We start from the raw sequence: 15,125 nt of genomic DNA on the forward strand, positions 1-15,125 counted from the left end.
GCCCACCCCGACGCGGCGTAAAACCCGGTATGCGGCGGAGCCGTTGCGTGAGGCAGAATCGCCGCAATGAGCACCTACCGCGACCTCGCACACCGTGGCAGCGCACGGGCCACCGTTCTCAGGACGGTCGGCACCCGCGAGCGCCGCTCGCACACGACGGCCCCGCGCGTACCCACCGTCGGCATCGACATCGGCGGCACGAAGGTGATGGCCGGCGTGGTCGACGCGGACGGCAACATCCTGGAGACGCTCCGCACGGAGACCCCGGACAAGTCCAAGAGCCCCAAGGTCGTCGAGGACACGATCACGGAGCTGGTGCTCGACCTCTCCGACCGGCACGACGTGCACGCCGTCGGCATCGGCGCGGCCGGCTGGGTGGACGCGGACCGCAACCGCGTCCTGTTCGCCCCCCACCTGTCGTGGCGCAACGAACCCCTCCGCGACCGGCTCGCAGGCCGCCTGGCGGTCCCCGTACTCGTCGACAACGACGCCAACACCGCCGCCTGGGCGGAGTGGCGCTTCGGCGCCGGGCGCGGCGAGGACCACCTGGTCATGATCACGCTCGGGACGGGTATCGGCGGCGCGATCCTGGAGGACGGGCAGGTCAAGCGCGGCAAGTTCGGTGTCGCCGGCGAGTTCGGCCATATGCAGGTCGTCCCCGGCGGGCACCGCTGCCCGTGCGGCAACCGCGGCTGCTGGGAGCAGTACAGCTCCGGCAACGCCCTGGTCCGCGAGGCCCGCGAGCTCGCCGCGGCCGACTCCCCGGTCGCGTACAACATCATCGAGCGGGTCCAGGGGCACATCCCCGACATCACCGGGCCGCTCATCACGCAGCTGGCCCGCGAGGGCGACGCCATGTGCGTCGAGCTGCTGCAGGACATCGGCCAGTGGCTGGGCGTCGGCATAGCGAACCTGGCGGCGGCTCTCGATCCGTCGTGCTTCGTCATCGGTGGCGGTGTCAGCGCCGCCGACGACCTGCTGATCGTCCCCGCCCGGGACGCCTTCAAGCGGCAGCTCACCGGTCGTGGCTACCGGCCCGAGGCCCGTATCGCCCGTGCCCAGCTCGGCCCCGAGGCCGGCATGGTCGGCGCCGCGGACCTGGCCCGGCTCGTCGCCCGCCGCTTCCGCCGTGCCAAGCGCCGCCGCGTGGAGCGCCACGAGCGGTACGAGCGGTACGCCCGCACCCGCAGCACGACCGGCTCGCCCGTGGACGGAGCGGAGCAGGGCTAGCACCGGTGCCAGCGCCTCAGACGCCGCGGACGACGCCCGAGACAGTGACAGGAAAACCAGCCATGACCGTGCCCCGCCAGCCCCCGTCCGCGGACGAAGAGCCGCGACCGGCCGAGGACCGCGGCCATGTGATCCGACGCCGCGTCCTCACGCTCCTGACCATCGTGCTGCTCATCGGCATCCCCGCCGGCTACCTGGTGATCTCCGCGGGCCAGAGCAGGGACAGCGGCAAGGACAAGGAAGCGAAGTACTCGATCACCGGGCTCACCGTCGGCTGGCCGTCCAAGGTGCAGCGCCGCCTCTACCAGATCCCGGTCCCGCCGCACTCGCGCAACGTCGCCTACTACGAGACGAACAACTACAAGGTGAGCCGCCTGTACGCGCAGTTCCTCACCAGCAACAAGGGCCTCGACGAGTTCCTGGAGAACGTCGACGCCGGCTACACGGTCGGTGACCTGGCGACCGACGACATCGCGATCAGCGAGCGCGACCAGAAGATCGCGGGCTGGGACTTCACGGGCCCGGGCCCCTGGTACGGCCTCACCCACTCCCAGGAGGACCCGTCGCCGACCCAGACCATCGTGGTGAACCGCTCCAACCCCGACCACCCCATGGTGTACGTGGTCTCGATGACGCACCCCTGAGCGCGCTCCTGAGCGCACCCCCGACCGGCGCCCGGGGCGTCCGCCCTTCACGGCGCCCCCACGCCTGGTTCACACCCCGAACCCGGAGTGAACACGTCACGTCCATTGTGGGGACCCGCCACTAGATCGCTCAGGTGCACTGGCTAGCGTGGCCCGTGTGAGTGACACGAAGACCCCGCGCCTGCAGTACCGATTCGACGGCCGTGACGACGACTCCGCCCCGGTGCTCATCCTCGGCCCGTCGCTCGGCACGACGTGGCACATGTGGGACCGCCAGGTGCCCGAGCTGGCCCAGCACTGGCGGGTGTTCCGCTTCGATCTGCCCGGCCACGGCGGTTCCCCCGCGCACCCGGCGGGCTCCGTCGAGGCGCTCGCGGAGCGGCTGCTCGCCACGCTCGACGAGCTGGGCATCCAGCGCTTCGGCTACGCGGGCTGCTCGCTGGGCGGCGCGATCGGCGCGGAGCTCGCGCTGCGCCACCCGGAGCGCGTCGCGTCGCTCGCCCTGATCGCGGCCTCGCCGCGGTTCGGCACCGCCGACGAGTTCCGCCAGCGCGGCGTCATCGTGCGCAGCAACGGCCTCGACCCCATCGCCCGTACGGCCCCCGAGCGCTGGTTCACGCACGGCTTCGCCTCCGCGCAGCCCGCGATCACGGACTGGGCGGTGCAGATGGTCCGCACGACGGACCCGGGCTGCTACATCGCCTCGTGCGAGGCGCTCGCCGCCTTCGACGTCCGCGAGGACCTTGCCGACATCGGCGTGCCGGCGCTCGTCCTCGTCGGCTCGGAGGACCAGGTCACGGGGCCCGCCGAGGCCCGCACGCTGGTCGCCGGTATACCGGACGCCCGGCTCGCGGTGGTGCCCGGCGCCTCCCACCTGGCCCCGGTCGAACAGCCGGCCGCCGTCACCGACCTCCTCGTACGGCACTTCACCTCGGCCTGGCCCGCCGTCCACGAGACCGGGCAGACCGCCATCCAGGCCGCCCCGGTCAAGCCGGTCCTCGCGCCGCCGCCCCCGTCGGCCCCGCCGCGCGCGGAGATCGCGGCCGCGCAGCAGCCGGAGGCCGCGACCCGGCCCGACCCGCACGACGCGGGCCTCAAGACGCGTCGCGAGGTCCTCGGCGACGCCCACGTGGACCGGGCGCTGTCCACGGCCGACGACTTCTCCGGTGACTTCCAGGAGTTCCTCACCCGCTACGCGTGGGGCGAGATCTGGTCCCGTCCGGGGCTCGACCGCCGCACGCGCTCCTCGGTGACCCTGGCGACCCTGGTCGCGGGCGGCCACCTCGACGAGCTGGTGTTCCACACGCGCGCGGCGCTGCGCAACGGCCTCACGGCCGCGGAGATCAAGGAAATCCTGCTGCAGACCGCCGTCTACTGCGGCGTCCCGGCCGCGAACGCGGCCTTCAAGGTGGCGCAGCAGGTGATCCGCGAGGAGACCACGCCCCAGGAGTGACCCGGGGCGTGAAACCGGGCGTGGGCGGGCGCAGGATGGGACGTATGAAGCTGACGAAGAAGACCCACGCCTGCGTCCGGCTCCAGAAGGACGGGCAGACGCTCGTCATCGACCCGGGCGGATTCTCCGAGGAGGACGCGGCCGTCGGCGCCGACGCGATCCTCGTGACGCACGAGCACCCCGACCACTTCGACGAGGACCGGCTGCGCGCCGGGATGGAGGCCAACCCCGGCGCGCACATCTGGACCCTGAAGTCGGTCGCGGAGCAGCTCTCGGCGGCGTTCCCCGGCCGCGTCCACACGGTGGGCCACGGCGACACGTTCACGGCCGCCGGGTTCGACGTCCAGGCGCACGGCGAGCTGCACGCCGTGATCCACCCGGACATCCCGCGCATCACGAACGTCGGCTATCTCGTCGACGGCGGCACGGTCTTCCACCCCGGCGACGCCCTCACCGTCCCCGACCACCCGGTCGAGACGCTGATGCTGCCCGTCATGGCGCCCTGGAACAAGATCGCCGAAGTGATCGACTACGTACGGGAGGTCAAGCCGCGCCGCGCGTACGACATCCACGACGCGCTGCTCACGGACCTCGCCCGGCCGATCTACGACAGCCAGATCGGCGGGCTCGGCGGCACGGAGCACCTGCGCCTCACCCCTGGGGGCTCGGCGCAGGTCTGAGGTGTCCGCGGGCTACTTCTTGAGAAGGGTGCCTGCGAGCTACTTCTTAAGAAGCTCGACGACCTCGTCCGTGGAGCCGATCTCCGCGATGCGCGGGAAGATCTTGCCGAAGCTGTGCTCGTGGGACTCGGCGTCCGTGTCGGTCGTCGCGTCGTCGACCAGCACCAGGTTGTAGCTCAGCTCCCACGCGGAGCGGGCGGACGACTCGACGCCGATGGACGTCGAGATGCCGCAGAGCACGATCTGCGTGACGCCGCGGCGGCGCAGCTGGAGGTCCAGCTCGGTGCCGGTGAAGGCGCCCCAGTGCCGCTTGGTGATGACGATGTCGTCGCCGAGCGGGCCGAGCTCGTCGGGGAACTCGGAGAACGCGGGCGGCGGCGCCTGCGTCATGGCGCCCGCGGCGGCGCGGCCCGTGGGGAGGTCGCCGCCGTCCTGCGACCAGGCGACCTTCACGCGCACGACCGGCAGGCCCTTGGCGCGGAAGGCCTCGGCGAGCTTGGCCCCGTTCTTGAGGACGTCGGCGGAGGGGTGCACGGTCGGCAGGCCGAGGATGCCGTTCTGGAGGTCGATGAGGACGAGGGCGGGGCGCTCGTCGAGAGGCGTGTTGATCGTCATGTTCGGCAGGCTAACTGTCTAACAGAAAAACTTGCAAGATTGCCTGTCTATCGCGAGTGTGGTGTGCGGGTGTGATGTCACGCCGCGGCACGGGATCGGCCGCTGTCAGACCTGCCGGGTAGGTTGTGGAACATGCGCATTGCTACCTGGAACGTGAACTCGATCACCGCGCGGCTCCCGCGCCTCCTTGCCTGGCTGGAGAGCAGTGGCACGGACGTGCTGTGCATCCAGGAGACCAAGTGCTCGGCGGAGCAGTTCCCCGCGGACGAGCTGCGGGAGCTGGGCTACGAGTCGGCGGTGAACGCGAACGGCAGGTGGAACGGGGTGGCGCTGCTCTCCCGCGTGGGCCTGGAGGACGTGGTCAAGGGCCTGCCCGGCGACCCCGGTTATGACGGGGCCGAGGAGCCCCGCGCCGTCTCCGCGACCTGCGGCCCGGTCCGCGTCTGGTCGGTCTACGTGCCGAACGGGCGGGAAGTGGACCACGCGCACTACGCGTACAAGCTCCAGTGGTTCGAGGCCCTGAAGGCGGCGGTCGCGGGCGACGCGGCGGGCTCGCGCCCCTTCGCGGTGATGGGCGACTACAACGTGGCGCCGACGGACGACGATGTCTGGGACATCTCCCTCTTCGACGGTGCGACGCATGTGACCCCCGCCGAGCGGGCGGCGCTCACGGCGCTGCGCGAGACGGGCCTGAGCGACGTCGTGCCGCGCCCCCTCAAGTACGACCACCCCTTCACGTACTGGGACTACCGCGCGCTCGGCTTCCCGAAGAACAAGGGCATGCGCATCGACCTGGTCTACGGGAACGAGCCGTTCGCCAAGGCCGTCTCCGACGCCTACGTGGACCGCGAGGAGCGCAAGGGCAAGGGCGCGTCGGACCACGCGCCGGTCGTGGTGGACCTCGACGTCTGAGACGGTCTAAGACCGCCTGACACCGTCTGGGGTCGGACGGGTCCGGCCCCGTTGTCAGTGGCGGGCGCTAGCGTCTGCGCCCGTGACGGATCTGACGACGTACCTGAACTCGACCCAACTGGCCTACGACACCGCAGCCGGCGCCTACGCCGAGATCGTTCCCCCGCTCTTCCCGCAGGACCTGTACGCACACGCGGTGTTCGGCGTCTTCGCCGAGCGCGTCAAGCAGGCGGACGCCGGGCCCGTGGCCGACCTCGGCTGCGGGCCCGGACATGTGACGGCCCATCTGAACTCCCTCGGGCTCTCCGCGTTCGGCATCGACCTCTCGCCGAAGACGGTCGCGGAGGCCCGCCGTGCCCACCCCGGACTGCGGTTCGAGGAGGGCACGATGACCGGCCTCGACCTGGCAGACGGCTCGCTGGGCGGCGTCGTCGCCTGGTACTCGACGGTGCACACGCCGCCGGAGCTGCTGCCGACGGTGTTCGCCGAGTTCCACCGCGTCCTCGCCCCCGGCGGCTACATGCTGCTCGGCTTCAAGGTGGGCGACCTGCTGCGCCACCTGGACCACGCCTACGGCCACGATCTCTCGCTGGACGTCTACTGGCTGGACCCGGAGCAGGTCGCCGGGCTCGTGGATCAGTCGGGCCTCCCGGTGGAGGCCCAACTGATCCGCGAGCCCGAGGACTACGAGCGGGCGACCCAGGCCAAGCAGGGAATCCTGATCGCCCGAAAGCCGGCCGCTACGGCCTAATCGCTACCGCCTGATCGCTACGGCCTGAGCACGTTCAGGTCGATCGAGTCGGCCAGCGCCTTCAGACCCGGGTCACCCGGATGCAGATGGTCCCCGCTGTCGTACGCGGGGAGCATCCGCGCCGGGTGGGCCGGGTCCCGGACGACGGCATCGAAGTCGAGAAAGCCGTCGAAGCCCGAACCGGCGCTGCGGACAAAGGAGTTGATGGCCTCCCGTTGCACGTCGGCGGCCGGCGTGCACAGGGTCTCGCCCTCGCACGGCGTGATGGTCGCCCCGATCACCTTGAGGCCCCGCGCGTGCGCCCGCGCAACGATCTCCCGCAGGCCCGCCTCGACCTGCTCGGCGCTCGCGCCCCAGCGCACGTCGTTGACGCCCTGGAAGACGACGACCGTTCTGGCCGAGGTCTGCGCGAACACATCGCGGTCGAGCCGGTGCAGCGCGCTGACACCGCCCGTATCCGTGGAGAGTCCGTCGCCGGGATAGCGGTCGGCGATGACCCGGTTCGCGGAGATGCCCTCGTTGAGGACGCCGTAGTGCGGCACCTTCGACTGGGCGAGGAGTCGCGTGGCGAGCACGTTGGGCCAGCGGTGGTTCGCGTCCAGTGTCGACTTCACGCCATCCGTGATGGAGTCGCCGAGCAGCACGACGGAGCCGGGGCCACCGCCCACGTCGACTCCGGTGAGCAGCGGCCAGTACGAGATCGTCGAGCTGTACGAGGAGCCGTCCGCCTCCGTGGCGTGATCGCCCATCGTGCTCACGTAGCTGCGCTGGATCGCCTGGCTGTGCACGGGGGCCGCGGTGACGGGCTCCGGCAGATGGAAGCTCACGAGAAGGTTGGCGCTCTCCGGCACATCGAAGTCCACCGGATCACTGAACGCCTGCCCGCCGGCGGGGAGTTGGGTGCCGGTGGAACCCCGGAACGTCAGCGGCACCGGCTTCCCGAGCGCCGCGGCCCCCGCCCCCTGCACCGCCACCGACGCGCTCCCGATCCGCACCGGGGTCGCGGCGAAGGTGTTCTCCAGGCGGATACGGACCTTCGGCCCGCCGGTGCTCGTGTGCACGACGAGCCGGATGGTGCGGTCCGCCCACGGCCCCACCGCGGTGTACCCGGCGGGTGAGGCCGACCAACTGCCCGTCCACCCGGACGTCGCCGCGCGCACGGACAGGTCGAAGACATGCAGTGCCCCGCCGCTCACCTTCGGCGCCCTCGGCAGGTCGACGGAGGAGATCCGGTGGCCCTTGCGCACCGGCACGGTCACCGCGTACAGCCGTGTCTTCTCGGGGACTTGGCCGTACGCAGTGTTCCGGTGCGGCAGCGCCACCGACTTCTTGGCGAGCGGCCCGGAGCGCCAGTCCGGCGCGGTGAGCCGGTACGTCGAGCGGGAGCCGTCCGCGTACCGGACGACGCCGGTCCCGGACGCGTCGCCGCCTGTCCCGGCGACCAGGAAGGCGAGCGCGTCCCCGCGCCCGTTCACCCGCACGGACTGCCCGTTCGCCCGTACGTTGTCGGGTCCGGACCCCGCGGTCCGCGGCCAGGTGAGCCGGGCCCGGTCGAGATTCATGGTGCGGCCGGGCGTCCAGCCGGCCGCGGTGAGGTCCTGCGCGGACAGGGAGCTGCCCGCGCCGTCGAAGTCCGCTTCGCCGGGCCGCGTGTCGTCGCTGACGGCCCGGTTGTCGAAGAGCCGCTCCAGGGGGAGCGGCCCGGGTCTGGCGGGTGCCGCGTGGGCCGCGGTGACAGGGGTGACCCCCGCACATACGGCCAGTATGAACGCGGCTCCCCAAATGCGTCGGCGCAAGACCGACTCCCTCCGCTTGTGTGTCCGCCGTGGTGGTTGCGCCATGAAGCTAAGGACGAGGTGATGGCCCGTCAATGTGCCGCGAGGTAAACGGGGGAGAAAGGCCGGTGTCCGGTTCCTGAACTCCGCGCGGCGCCACCTCCGCGCGCCTGTGGTGCGGGCCGGTACTCGGATGCCAATCTGGGCGATATGAAGATCCCTTTCGCGGCTAATTGGCGCAAGAAGCACGGTCCGGCGCACGGCGTCGCCGTGTTCCCGACCGGCGACGAAGGTGGCGAGGGCGAGAGCGGACTTGTCGAACTCCTCTCCGAGTGCGAGCTGTTGCGTTCCCAGGCCGACGACGCGGGGGTCGAACTGGACGAGTCGGTGCGGTCGTTGGAGGCCCTCGACCAACTTGTGCCGCGCTGGCGGGAGGACGAGGACACGCTGCACTGGCTGGGTAACGACGCGGGCCTCTATCTGGGTTCGGTCATGGTGCGGCACGTCTCGGGCGCCACTTGGGTGATCTGGGACAACGGGCAGCCGGTCGTGCGGCTCGAGTCGGGCCGCGAGATCGACGTCGTGGAGGCCGGGCACGAGTGGGCGGCGAGCGGGGCGCCCGAGCTCTCCCAGTTCTACGCGGAGGCCGCCGAGTCGTAGATCGTGCCCGGAGCGCCGCGTAGTTGAGCGTCAAAGCCGCAAATACGGTTAATGCCCATAAGTGCGTGTCGTCTGTTAAGTCCCATGTAAGCGTGGATAGTTTGCGCGGACCGACACAGCTGAAAGTGGGCAGGTACTGCCGATGGCCGTCGATCCGTTGATCGAGCTGCGAGACGTGAACAAGTACTACGGGGAGCTGCATGTCCTCCAGGACATCGACCTCACCGTCGGCAAGGGGGAGGTGGTGGTGGTCATCGGCCCTTCGGGGTCGGGCAAGTCGACGCTCTGCCGGACGATCAACCGTCTGGAGACCATCGAGTCCGGAGAGATCCGACTCGACGGACAGCCGCTCCCCGAGGAGGGGAAGGCGCTCGCACAACTGCGGGCCGAAGTGGGCATGGTCTTCCAGTCGTTCAACCTCTTCGCGCACAAGACGGTCCTCCAGAACGTCTCGCTGGCCCAGCTGAAGGTCAGGAAGCGCAAGAAGGACGAGGCCGACAAGCGCTCCCGCGAACTCCTCGACCGGGTCGGACTCGCCGCCCACGCCGACAAGTTCCCCGCGCAGATGTCCGGCGGACAGCAGCAGCGCGTGGCCATCGCCCGCGCACTCGCCATGGACCCCAAGGCCCTCCTCTTCGACGAGCCGACCTCGGCACTCGACCCGGAGATGATCAACGAGGTGCTCGAGGTCATGCAGCAACTCGCGCACGAGGGCATGACGATGGTCGTCGTCACCCACGAGATGGGCTTCGCGCGCACCGCAGCCGACCGCGTCGTCTTCATGGCGGACGGGAAGATCGTGGAGGACCGCAACCCCGAGGAGTTCTTCACCCATCCGGAGAGCGAGCGCGCCCGTGACTTCCTCTCCAAGATCCTGAAGCACTGACCGGGGGAGCGCACCAGCACATGATCGCCAAGTCGCTACGGCTGCTCGCCGCCATGGCGGCGGTGGCCCTCGCCGCCACCGCCTGCGGCAAGGAGGGCGCCCCGCCGGTCAAGGGACCGTCGGCCGCGGAGCTCCCCAAGTACCAGATCGCGCAAGGGTTCTCGCTGCCCGACTCCCCGACGTGGAAGAAGGCGGAGAAGCGCGGCCACTTCATCGTCGGGGCCAAGGAGGACCAGCCCTACCTCGGTGAGAAGAACCCCGCGAACGGCACGTACACGGGCTTCGACATCGAGATCGCCAAGATGGTCTCGGCCTCCCTCGGCCTCGACCCGAAGAAGATCCGCTTCAAGACCATCGCGTCGGCGAACCGCGAGACGGCCCTGCAGAACGGGCAGATCGACTACTACGTCGGCACGTACACCATCAACGATCTCCGCAAGAAGATCGTCGGCTTCGCGGGCCCGTACTACATGGCGGGACAGTCGCTGCTCGTGCGCACCGACGAGAAGGACATCAAGGGTCCGGGCGACCTCGCGGGCAAGCGCGTCTGCTCGGCAGCCGGTTCCACGCCGTATCAGCGCATCAAGGCCGACTACCCGAAGGCCGAGCTCGTCGCGTACGACACGTACTCGATCTGCGTCGACAACCTGCTGACCTACCAGGTCGACGCGGTCACCACCGACGACGCGATCCTGCTCGGCTACGCGGCCAAGGTGCCGGAGGAGATGAAGCTCGTCGGCAAGCCGTTCTCCGAGGAGCCGTACGGCATCGGGGTCCCGAAGAAGGACAACGCGCTGCGGTTCGCCATCGACGACGCCATCGAGGCCCGCCAGAAGAACGGCGACTGGAAGAAGGCGTACGAGGCGACGCTCGGCCTGTCCGGTGAGCCGGCCCCGAAACCGCCCGCCATCGACCGCTACCCGGCGAACTGAGGAGGCGTCCCATGAATGTCCTGACCGACAACTTTTCGCTGTACTGGAAGGGCTTCCTCGGCACCGTCGAACTCACCGTCTTCGCGTCGGTCCTGGCCCTGGTGCTCGGATTCCTCATGGCCTCGTTCCGGGTCGCGCCCGTCGGATCCTTCCGGGCCTTCGGCACCGCGTGGGTCACCGTGCTGCGCAACACCCCGCTGACGCTGCTGTTCTTCGCGGTGCTGCTCGGCCTGCCGCGCTTCGGTCTGGTCCTGCCGTTCACGGTCTTCGCGATCCTCGCGCTCGGCTGCTACACCTCGGCGTTCATCTGCGAGGCGGTGCGCTCCGGCATCAACACGGTGCCCAAGGGGCAGGGCGAGGCGGCCCGCAGCCTCGGCATGACGTTCGGCCAGACCCTGACCCATGTGATCCTGCCGCAGGCCTTCCGGTCCGTGATCCCGCCGATCGGCTCCACGCTCATCGCGCTCGCCAAGAACTCCGCGATCGCGGGCGCCTTCAGCGTCGTCGAGCTGCTCGGCACCTACAAGACGCTCAGCGAGCTCGGCTACAACATCATCTGGACCTTCGTCTGGATCGCGATCGGATACCTGATCATCACGCTCGCCATCAGCGCCCTGTTCAACTTCCTCGAGAAGCGCTGGGGGTTCGCCCGATGAAGGCCCTGCGGCACGACGCCACCGCCCTCTACGACATCCCGGGCCCGAAGACCGAACGCCGGCACAAGATGTACGGCGCCGTCTCGACGCTCATCGTGCTCGCCCTGGTCGGCTGGATCCTGTACCTGCTCTTCGACACCGACCAGTTCACGTACACGAAGTGGATGCCCTTCGAGTACACGGGCATCCAGGAGCTGCTCCTGCGCGGGCTCGGCAACACGCTCAAGGCCTTCGCCATGGCGGCCGTCCTCTCGCTCGTGCTCGGCACGCTCCTGGCCGTGGGGCGGCTCTCCGACCACAAGCCGGTGCGCTGGATCGCGACGCTGTTCGTCGAGTTCTTCCGCGCCATGCCGGTCCTGGTGATGATCTTCTTCATCTACGTGGCCCTGAAGATGGAGCCGCTGGCCGCGCTCGTCGCCGGCCTGACGCTCTACAACGGCTCCGTGCTCGCCGAGGTGTTCCGTTCGGGCATCAACGCGGTGGAGCGCGGGCAGCGCGAGGCGGCGTACGCGCTGGGCATGCGCAAGACGCAGGTCATGACGCATGTGCTCGTCCCTCAGGCGGTGCGGGCCATGCTGCCCGCCATCATCAGCCAGTTGGTGGTGGCCCTGAAGGACACGTCGCTCGGGTATCTCATCACCTATGAGGAGTTCCTCCACGCCGGAAAACTGATCGCTTCCAACCTCGACTACGATTTGCCCTTCATCCCTGTGGTGATGGTGATCTCACCTATCTACATCGGGATGTGCATGGTGTTGTCCTGGTTCGCCCAGTGGGTGGCCAAGCGCCAGCGGCGCAACCCCAAGACGGAGGCGGCTGATGTCGCCCCGGCCGAGCCAGGGACGCTGCTGCCAGGTACGCAGTAGCCGAAACGAAAGCATCGGCCCGTCCCCGCCCAGCGGCAGCCGGAGATCACTGCTTCACGGAGTTCGTGTGTCCGTGTGGGAGAAGGTCAGCTGCAGCGTGCCGGTCGGGACGTGCCTGCTTGCCGAGGATGAGCGGGCCCTTGTCGCATTCGTACGCGACGGGGGTGCCGCTCTCCTTGGTTTCGGGCGCCCTTCGGTGCGGTCTATTTGGCGCGGTGCGCGGCGCGGCCGCCATTGGCCGGCGCGGCGGGCAGTGGGGCCTCGGCCGCCTTGGTGACGTCGTCGACCAGCTCGACGACGTCGGGCCCGTACGCCCCGGAGTTCACGACCTTCAGCAGCAGGACGAAGGAGTTGTTGCCGTGCTTGCGGGCGAGCCGCTCGTGGTGGCGGGCGAGATAGCGCGTGGCGGCCTGGTTGGTGATCGGCAGCTGCCCGCAGAACAGGAACACCGGCCTCGCCTCGGGTGTGGCGGGACCGGCGGTCAGACGGGCCAGGAGTACGTATTCGGTTCTGCTCGGCTCCAGGCGGTAGCGCTCGGAGCCGATCTGGAAGGCGCCGCGGTCGGGGCCCGGCTCGGGGTCGGTGTTGACCCGGACGCCGGGCAGCAGGCTGACCATGTGCGCGGCCATGCGTCTGTTGGACGCCGGACCCCCGACACAGAATTCCGTACGCTCCCCGAAGCCCTGCTGCGCGGTGTCGTGGGCGACGACCTGGGCGTGCGCGTTGCAGTCCTTGATGAGCGCGGAGAGTTCGAGAAGGGCGAAGACGTCGTGGCGCTTCACCGTCAGCTCGGGGCCGCCCGCGTCGCGGTTCACGACGAGCAGCGACTCGGAGTTGTCGGGCAGCCCGAAGAAGGCCTGCTTGCGGCGGAGCTTGCGCCGCCACAGGTAGGTACGGGCGAGCCAGCCCAGCGAGGCGCTGATGCCCGCCGCGATCAGGCCGAGGACGATGTTGCGCACGTCTTCAGTCATGGGGGCGCACTCTAGCGGGATGTTCGACCGGGGTTCGAGGGGGTCCTGACGGCGCGGTCCGATCAAGTTACGCTGCGCTGACGCCTGTTGACCGGAGGTACTGATGAGACGTTCAGTTGTGCGGAATCTGTCGGTCTTCGCCGCGCTGGGCAGCATGGTGGCGGTTGGTGCCGCGGCTCCGCCTTCGTCCGTTCCGGATACGCACGTGACATCGGCCACGCCCGTGAAGGAGCCGGTCGCGGTCGGCTCCGGCGGCGCGGTGGCGAGCGTCGACAAGGACGCCTCCGCGGCCGGCATCGAGGTACTCAAGCGCGGGGGCAACGCGGTGGACGCCGCGGTCGCCACCGCGGCCGCCCTCGGTGTGACCGAGCCGTACTCGTCCGGGGTCGGTGGCGGCGGCTACTTCGTCTATTACGACGCCAAGTCCCGCAAGGTCCACACGATCGACGGCCGCGAGACGGCGCCGCTGACGGCCGGCTCCGACCTCTTCCTGGAGAACGGCAAGCCGCTCGCCTTCAACGACGCGGTCACCAGCGGGCTGAGCGTCGGTACGCCGGGGACACCTGCCACGTGGCAGTCGGCGCTCGACGCGTGGGGGAGCAGGGGCCTCGGCTCGGTGCTGAAGCCGGCCACGAAGCTGGCGAGCGACGGCTTCACGGTCGACGACACGTTCCGCTCGCAGACCGCGTCCAACGAGGCCCGGTTCCGCAACTTCCCCGACACGGCGAAGCTGTTCCTGCCGGGCGGGAAGCTCCCGGCGGTCGGCTCGACGTTCAAGAACCCCGACCTGGCGCGCACGTACGAGCAGTTGGGCCGGGACGGGATCGGGGCGCTGTACCGCGGCAGCATCGCCAAGGACGTCGTGAAGACGGTCAACAAGCCGCCGGTGAACCCGGATTCGGGATACAACGCGCGCCCCGGAAAGCTGTCGGCGAAGGACCTCACGGCCTACGGCGCCAAGTTCCAGGCGCCGACCCGGACTTCGTACCGGGGCCTCGGCGTCTACTCCATGGCGCCGTCCTCGTCCGGTGGCACGAGTGTCGGTGAAGCGCTCAACATCCTTGAGAACACCGACCTGTCGAAGGCGTCGGACGTCCAGTACCTGCACCGTTTCATCGAGGCGAGCCGTGTGGCGTTCGCCGACCGGGGGCGCTGGGTGGGCGACCCGGCGTTCGAGGACGTGCCGACGAAGGGTCTGCTTTCGCAGAAGTTCGCGGACTCGCGCGAGTGCCTCATCAAGGACGACGCGGTGCTCAAGAGCCCGCTCGCTCCGGGTGACCCGCGGCACCCCGGAAAGTGCGGCGAGGCCGGGGACAAGGCGGCGCCGACGACGTACGAGGGTGAGAACACCACGCACCTCACGGCGGCGGACAAGTGGGGCAACGTCGTCTCCTACACGCTCACCATCGAGTCGACCGGCGGCAGCGGCATCACCGTGCCGGGGCGCGGCTTCCTGCTCAACAACGAACTGACGGACTTCTCGTTCGCGCCCGCGAGCGCCGACGTCCACGACCCGAACCTGCCGGGTCCCGGGAAGCGTCCGCGCTCGTCGATCGCGCCGACGATCGTGCTCGACAAGACGGGCAAGCCGGTGGTCGCGGTCGGGTCGCCCGGTGGGGCCACCATCATCACCACGGTGTTGCAGACGCTGACGGGGTTCCTCGACCGTGATCTGCCGCTGGTCGACGCGATTGCGGCGCCGCGGGCGAGTCAGCGGAACGCGGCGCAGACGGAGCTTGAGCCGGGGCTGTACGGGAGTGGAGTGCGGGGTGAGCTCGAGGCCATCGGGCACTCCTTCAAGGAGAACCCGGAGATCGGGGCGGCGACCGGTGTGCAGCGGTTGCCCGGCGGTAAGTGGCTCGCCGCGGCGGAGAAGGTACGCAGGGGTGGCGGTTCGGCGATGGTGGTGACACCCACGAAGTAGCGCACGGGCGGCCCCCGTGGCCTGGCGGTCACCCGCCCTCACGCCACGGGGCGCCGCCCCGGACCCCGCGCCTCAAACGCCGGCGGGGCTGAATTTTGCTCACCCGCCGCCGCGCTCGGCCGTCAGCCGCCTTGGGCAGTCTGCCGCCTGGGGCGGCAGGGTGGGCAAGG

Annotated in this window: 15 protein-coding genes; 12 read left to right on the forward strand and 3 right to left on the reverse strand. The window is 69.9% G+C overall.

From position 1 onward, the window contains the following. Nucleotides 1–66: 66 nt before the first annotated feature. The 4 genes from OG746_RS16305 to OG746_RS16320 all read left to right on the forward strand — a co-directional run bounded on the left by OG746_RS16305 (nt 67) and on the right by OG746_RS16320 (nt 4,007). On the forward strand, nt 67–1,230 hold the full coding sequence (locus OG746_RS16305) for an ROK family glucokinase (RefSeq protein ID WP_266715327.1): 1,164 nt from the start codon (nt 67–69) through the stop codon (nt 1,228–1,230). Between the two features lie 62 nt (nt 1,231–1,292). Next, nucleotides 1,293–1,874, forward strand: coding sequence for a sugar kinase (locus OG746_RS16310; protein WP_266715328.1), 582 nt, complete (start codon nt 1,293–1,295; stop codon nt 1,872–1,874). A 157-nt stretch (nt 1,875–2,031) separates the two neighbouring features. Then, nucleotides 2,032–3,327 (forward strand): bifunctional 3-oxoadipate enol-lactonase/4-carboxymuconolactone decarboxylase PcaDC, encoded by a 1,296-nt coding sequence (pcaDC, locus tag OG746_RS16315; protein ID WP_266715329.1) that lies wholly within the window; start codon nt 2,032–2,034, stop codon nt 3,325–3,327. Nucleotides 3,328–3,371: 44 nt separating this feature from the next. Then, nucleotides 3,372–4,007, forward strand: coding sequence for an MBL fold metallo-hydrolase (locus OG746_RS16320; RefSeq protein WP_266715330.1), 636 nt, complete (start codon nt 3,372–3,374; stop codon nt 4,005–4,007). 39 nt (nt 4,008–4,046) lie between these two features. Here OG746_RS16320 and OG746_RS16325 read toward each other — a convergent pair whose 3' ends face one another. Next, nucleotides 4,047–4,622 (reverse strand): hydrolase, encoded by a 576-nt coding sequence (locus OG746_RS16325; RefSeq protein ID WP_266715331.1) that lies wholly within the window; start codon nt 4,620–4,622, stop codon nt 4,047–4,049. Nucleotides 4,623–4,754: 132 nt separating this feature from the next. Here OG746_RS16325 and OG746_RS16330 point away from each other — a divergent pair, with 132 nt between their 5' ends. Together OG746_RS16330 and OG746_RS16335 are read left to right on the forward strand one after the other, a co-directional pair. After that, complete coding sequence (locus tag OG746_RS16330) at nt 4,755–5,534, forward strand: exodeoxyribonuclease III (RefSeq protein WP_266715332.1); 780 nt, start codon at nt 4,755–4,757, stop codon at nt 5,532–5,534. A gap of 82 nt (nt 5,535–5,616) precedes the next feature. Then, on the forward strand, nt 5,617–6,285 hold the full coding sequence (locus OG746_RS16335) for a class I SAM-dependent methyltransferase (RefSeq protein ID WP_266715333.1): 669 nt from the start codon (nt 5,617–5,619) through the stop codon (nt 6,283–6,285). Nucleotides 6,286–6,302: 17 nt separating this feature from the next. Here the strand turns inward: OG746_RS16335 and OG746_RS16340 are convergent, their stop codons facing one another. Then, a complete protein-coding gene (locus tag OG746_RS16340; RefSeq protein WP_266715334.1) occupies nt 6,303–8,126 on the reverse strand; it encodes an SGNH/GDSL hydrolase family protein in 1,824 nt (607 codons plus the stop codon). A gap of 144 nt (nt 8,127–8,270) precedes the next feature. On the opposite strand from OG746_RS16340, the gene OG746_RS16345 reads away from it, so the two are divergent. From OG746_RS16345 to OG746_RS16365, 5 genes are all read left to right on the forward strand, one after another. Then, nucleotides 8,271–8,720 carry a DUF6278 family protein gene (locus OG746_RS16345; protein ID WP_266715335.1) on the forward strand — a complete coding sequence of 150 codons (450 nt, stop codon included), beginning with the start codon at nt 8,271–8,273 and terminating at the stop codon, nt 8,718–8,720. A 142-nt stretch (nt 8,721–8,862) separates the two neighbouring features. Further along, complete coding sequence (locus OG746_RS16350) at nt 8,863–9,606, forward strand: amino acid ABC transporter ATP-binding protein (protein WP_266715336.1); 744 nt, start codon at nt 8,863–8,865, stop codon at nt 9,604–9,606. A 20-nt stretch (nt 9,607–9,626) separates the two neighbouring features. Further along, nucleotides 9,627–10,538, forward strand: coding sequence for a glutamate ABC transporter substrate-binding protein (locus OG746_RS16355; protein ID WP_266715337.1), 912 nt, complete (start codon nt 9,627–9,629; stop codon nt 10,536–10,538). A gap of 11 nt (nt 10,539–10,549) precedes the next feature. Further along, the gene (locus tag OG746_RS16360; RefSeq protein WP_266715338.1) at nt 10,550–11,194 is read left to right on the forward strand and encodes an amino acid ABC transporter permease; all 645 of its coding nucleotides are present in this window, start codon (nt 10,550–10,552) and stop codon (nt 11,192–11,194) included. Beyond that, nucleotides 11,191–12,060: an amino acid ABC transporter permease gene (locus OG746_RS16365; protein WP_266715339.1), complete on the forward strand. Its 870-nt coding sequence runs from the start codon at nt 11,191–11,193 to the stop codon at nt 12,058–12,060. The genes OG746_RS16360 and OG746_RS16365 overlap by 4 nt, the downstream gene beginning before the upstream one ends. 203 nt (nt 12,061–12,263) lie before the next feature. Here OG746_RS16365 and OG746_RS16370 read toward each other — a convergent pair whose 3' ends face one another. Beyond that, complete coding sequence (locus OG746_RS16370) at nt 12,264–13,031, reverse strand: hypothetical protein (protein ID WP_266715340.1); 768 nt, start codon at nt 13,029–13,031, stop codon at nt 12,264–12,266. 103 nt (nt 13,032–13,134) lie between these two features. Here OG746_RS16370 and ggt point away from each other — a divergent pair, with 103 nt between their 5' ends. Then, nucleotides 13,135–14,955: a gamma-glutamyltransferase gene (ggt, locus tag OG746_RS16375; RefSeq protein WP_266715341.1), complete on the forward strand. Its 1,821-nt coding sequence runs from the start codon at nt 13,135–13,137 to the stop codon at nt 14,953–14,955. Nucleotides 14,956–15,125: the final 170 nt, after the last annotated feature.

The organism is Streptomyces sp. NBC_01016 (assembly GCF_026341035.1).
Classification (GTDB): domain Bacteria; phylum Actinomycetota; class Actinomycetes; order Streptomycetales; family Streptomycetaceae; genus Streptomyces.

Excerpts from the sequence above, each read along its gene's own strand:
- OG746_RS16305 (WP_266715327.1), top strand. The coding sequence starts at position 67 with ATGAGCACCTACCGCGACCTCGCACACCGTGGCAGCGCACGGGCCACC.
- OG746_RS16310 (WP_266715328.1), top strand. The coding sequence starts at position 1,293 with ATGACCGTGCCCCGCCAGCCCCCGTCCGCGGACGAAGAGCCGCGACCG.
- OG746_RS16320 (WP_266715330.1), top strand. The coding sequence starts at position 3,372 with ATGAAGCTGACGAAGAAGACCCACGCCTGCGTCCGGCTCCAGAAGGAC.
- OG746_RS16325 (WP_266715331.1), bottom strand. The coding sequence starts at position 4,622 with ATGACGATCAACACGCCTCTCGACGAGCGCCCCGCCCTCGTCCTCATC.
- OG746_RS16330 (WP_266715332.1), top strand. The coding sequence starts at position 4,755 with ATGCGCATTGCTACCTGGAACGTGAACTCGATCACCGCGCGGCTCCCG.
- OG746_RS16340 (WP_266715334.1), bottom strand. The coding sequence starts at position 8,126 with ATGGCGCAACCACCACGGCGGACACACAAGCGGAGGGAGTCGGTCTTG.
- OG746_RS16345 (WP_266715335.1), top strand. The coding sequence starts at position 8,271 with ATGAAGATCCCTTTCGCGGCTAATTGGCGCAAGAAGCACGGTCCGGCG.
- OG746_RS16350 (WP_266715336.1), top strand. The coding sequence starts at position 8,863 with ATGGCCGTCGATCCGTTGATCGAGCTGCGAGACGTGAACAAGTACTAC.
- OG746_RS16355 (WP_266715337.1), top strand. The coding sequence starts at position 9,627 with ATGATCGCCAAGTCGCTACGGCTGCTCGCCGCCATGGCGGCGGTGGCC.
- OG746_RS16360 (WP_266715338.1), top strand. The coding sequence starts at position 10,550 with ATGAATGTCCTGACCGACAACTTTTCGCTGTACTGGAAGGGCTTCCTC.
- OG746_RS16365 (WP_266715339.1), top strand. The coding sequence starts at position 11,191 with ATGAAGGCCCTGCGGCACGACGCCACCGCCCTCTACGACATCCCGGGC.
- OG746_RS16370 (WP_266715340.1), bottom strand. The coding sequence starts at position 13,031 with ATGACTGAAGACGTGCGCAACATCGTCCTCGGCCTGATCGCGGCGGGC.
- ggt (WP_266715341.1), top strand. The coding sequence starts at position 13,135 with ATGAGACGTTCAGTTGTGCGGAATCTGTCGGTCTTCGCCGCGCTGGGC.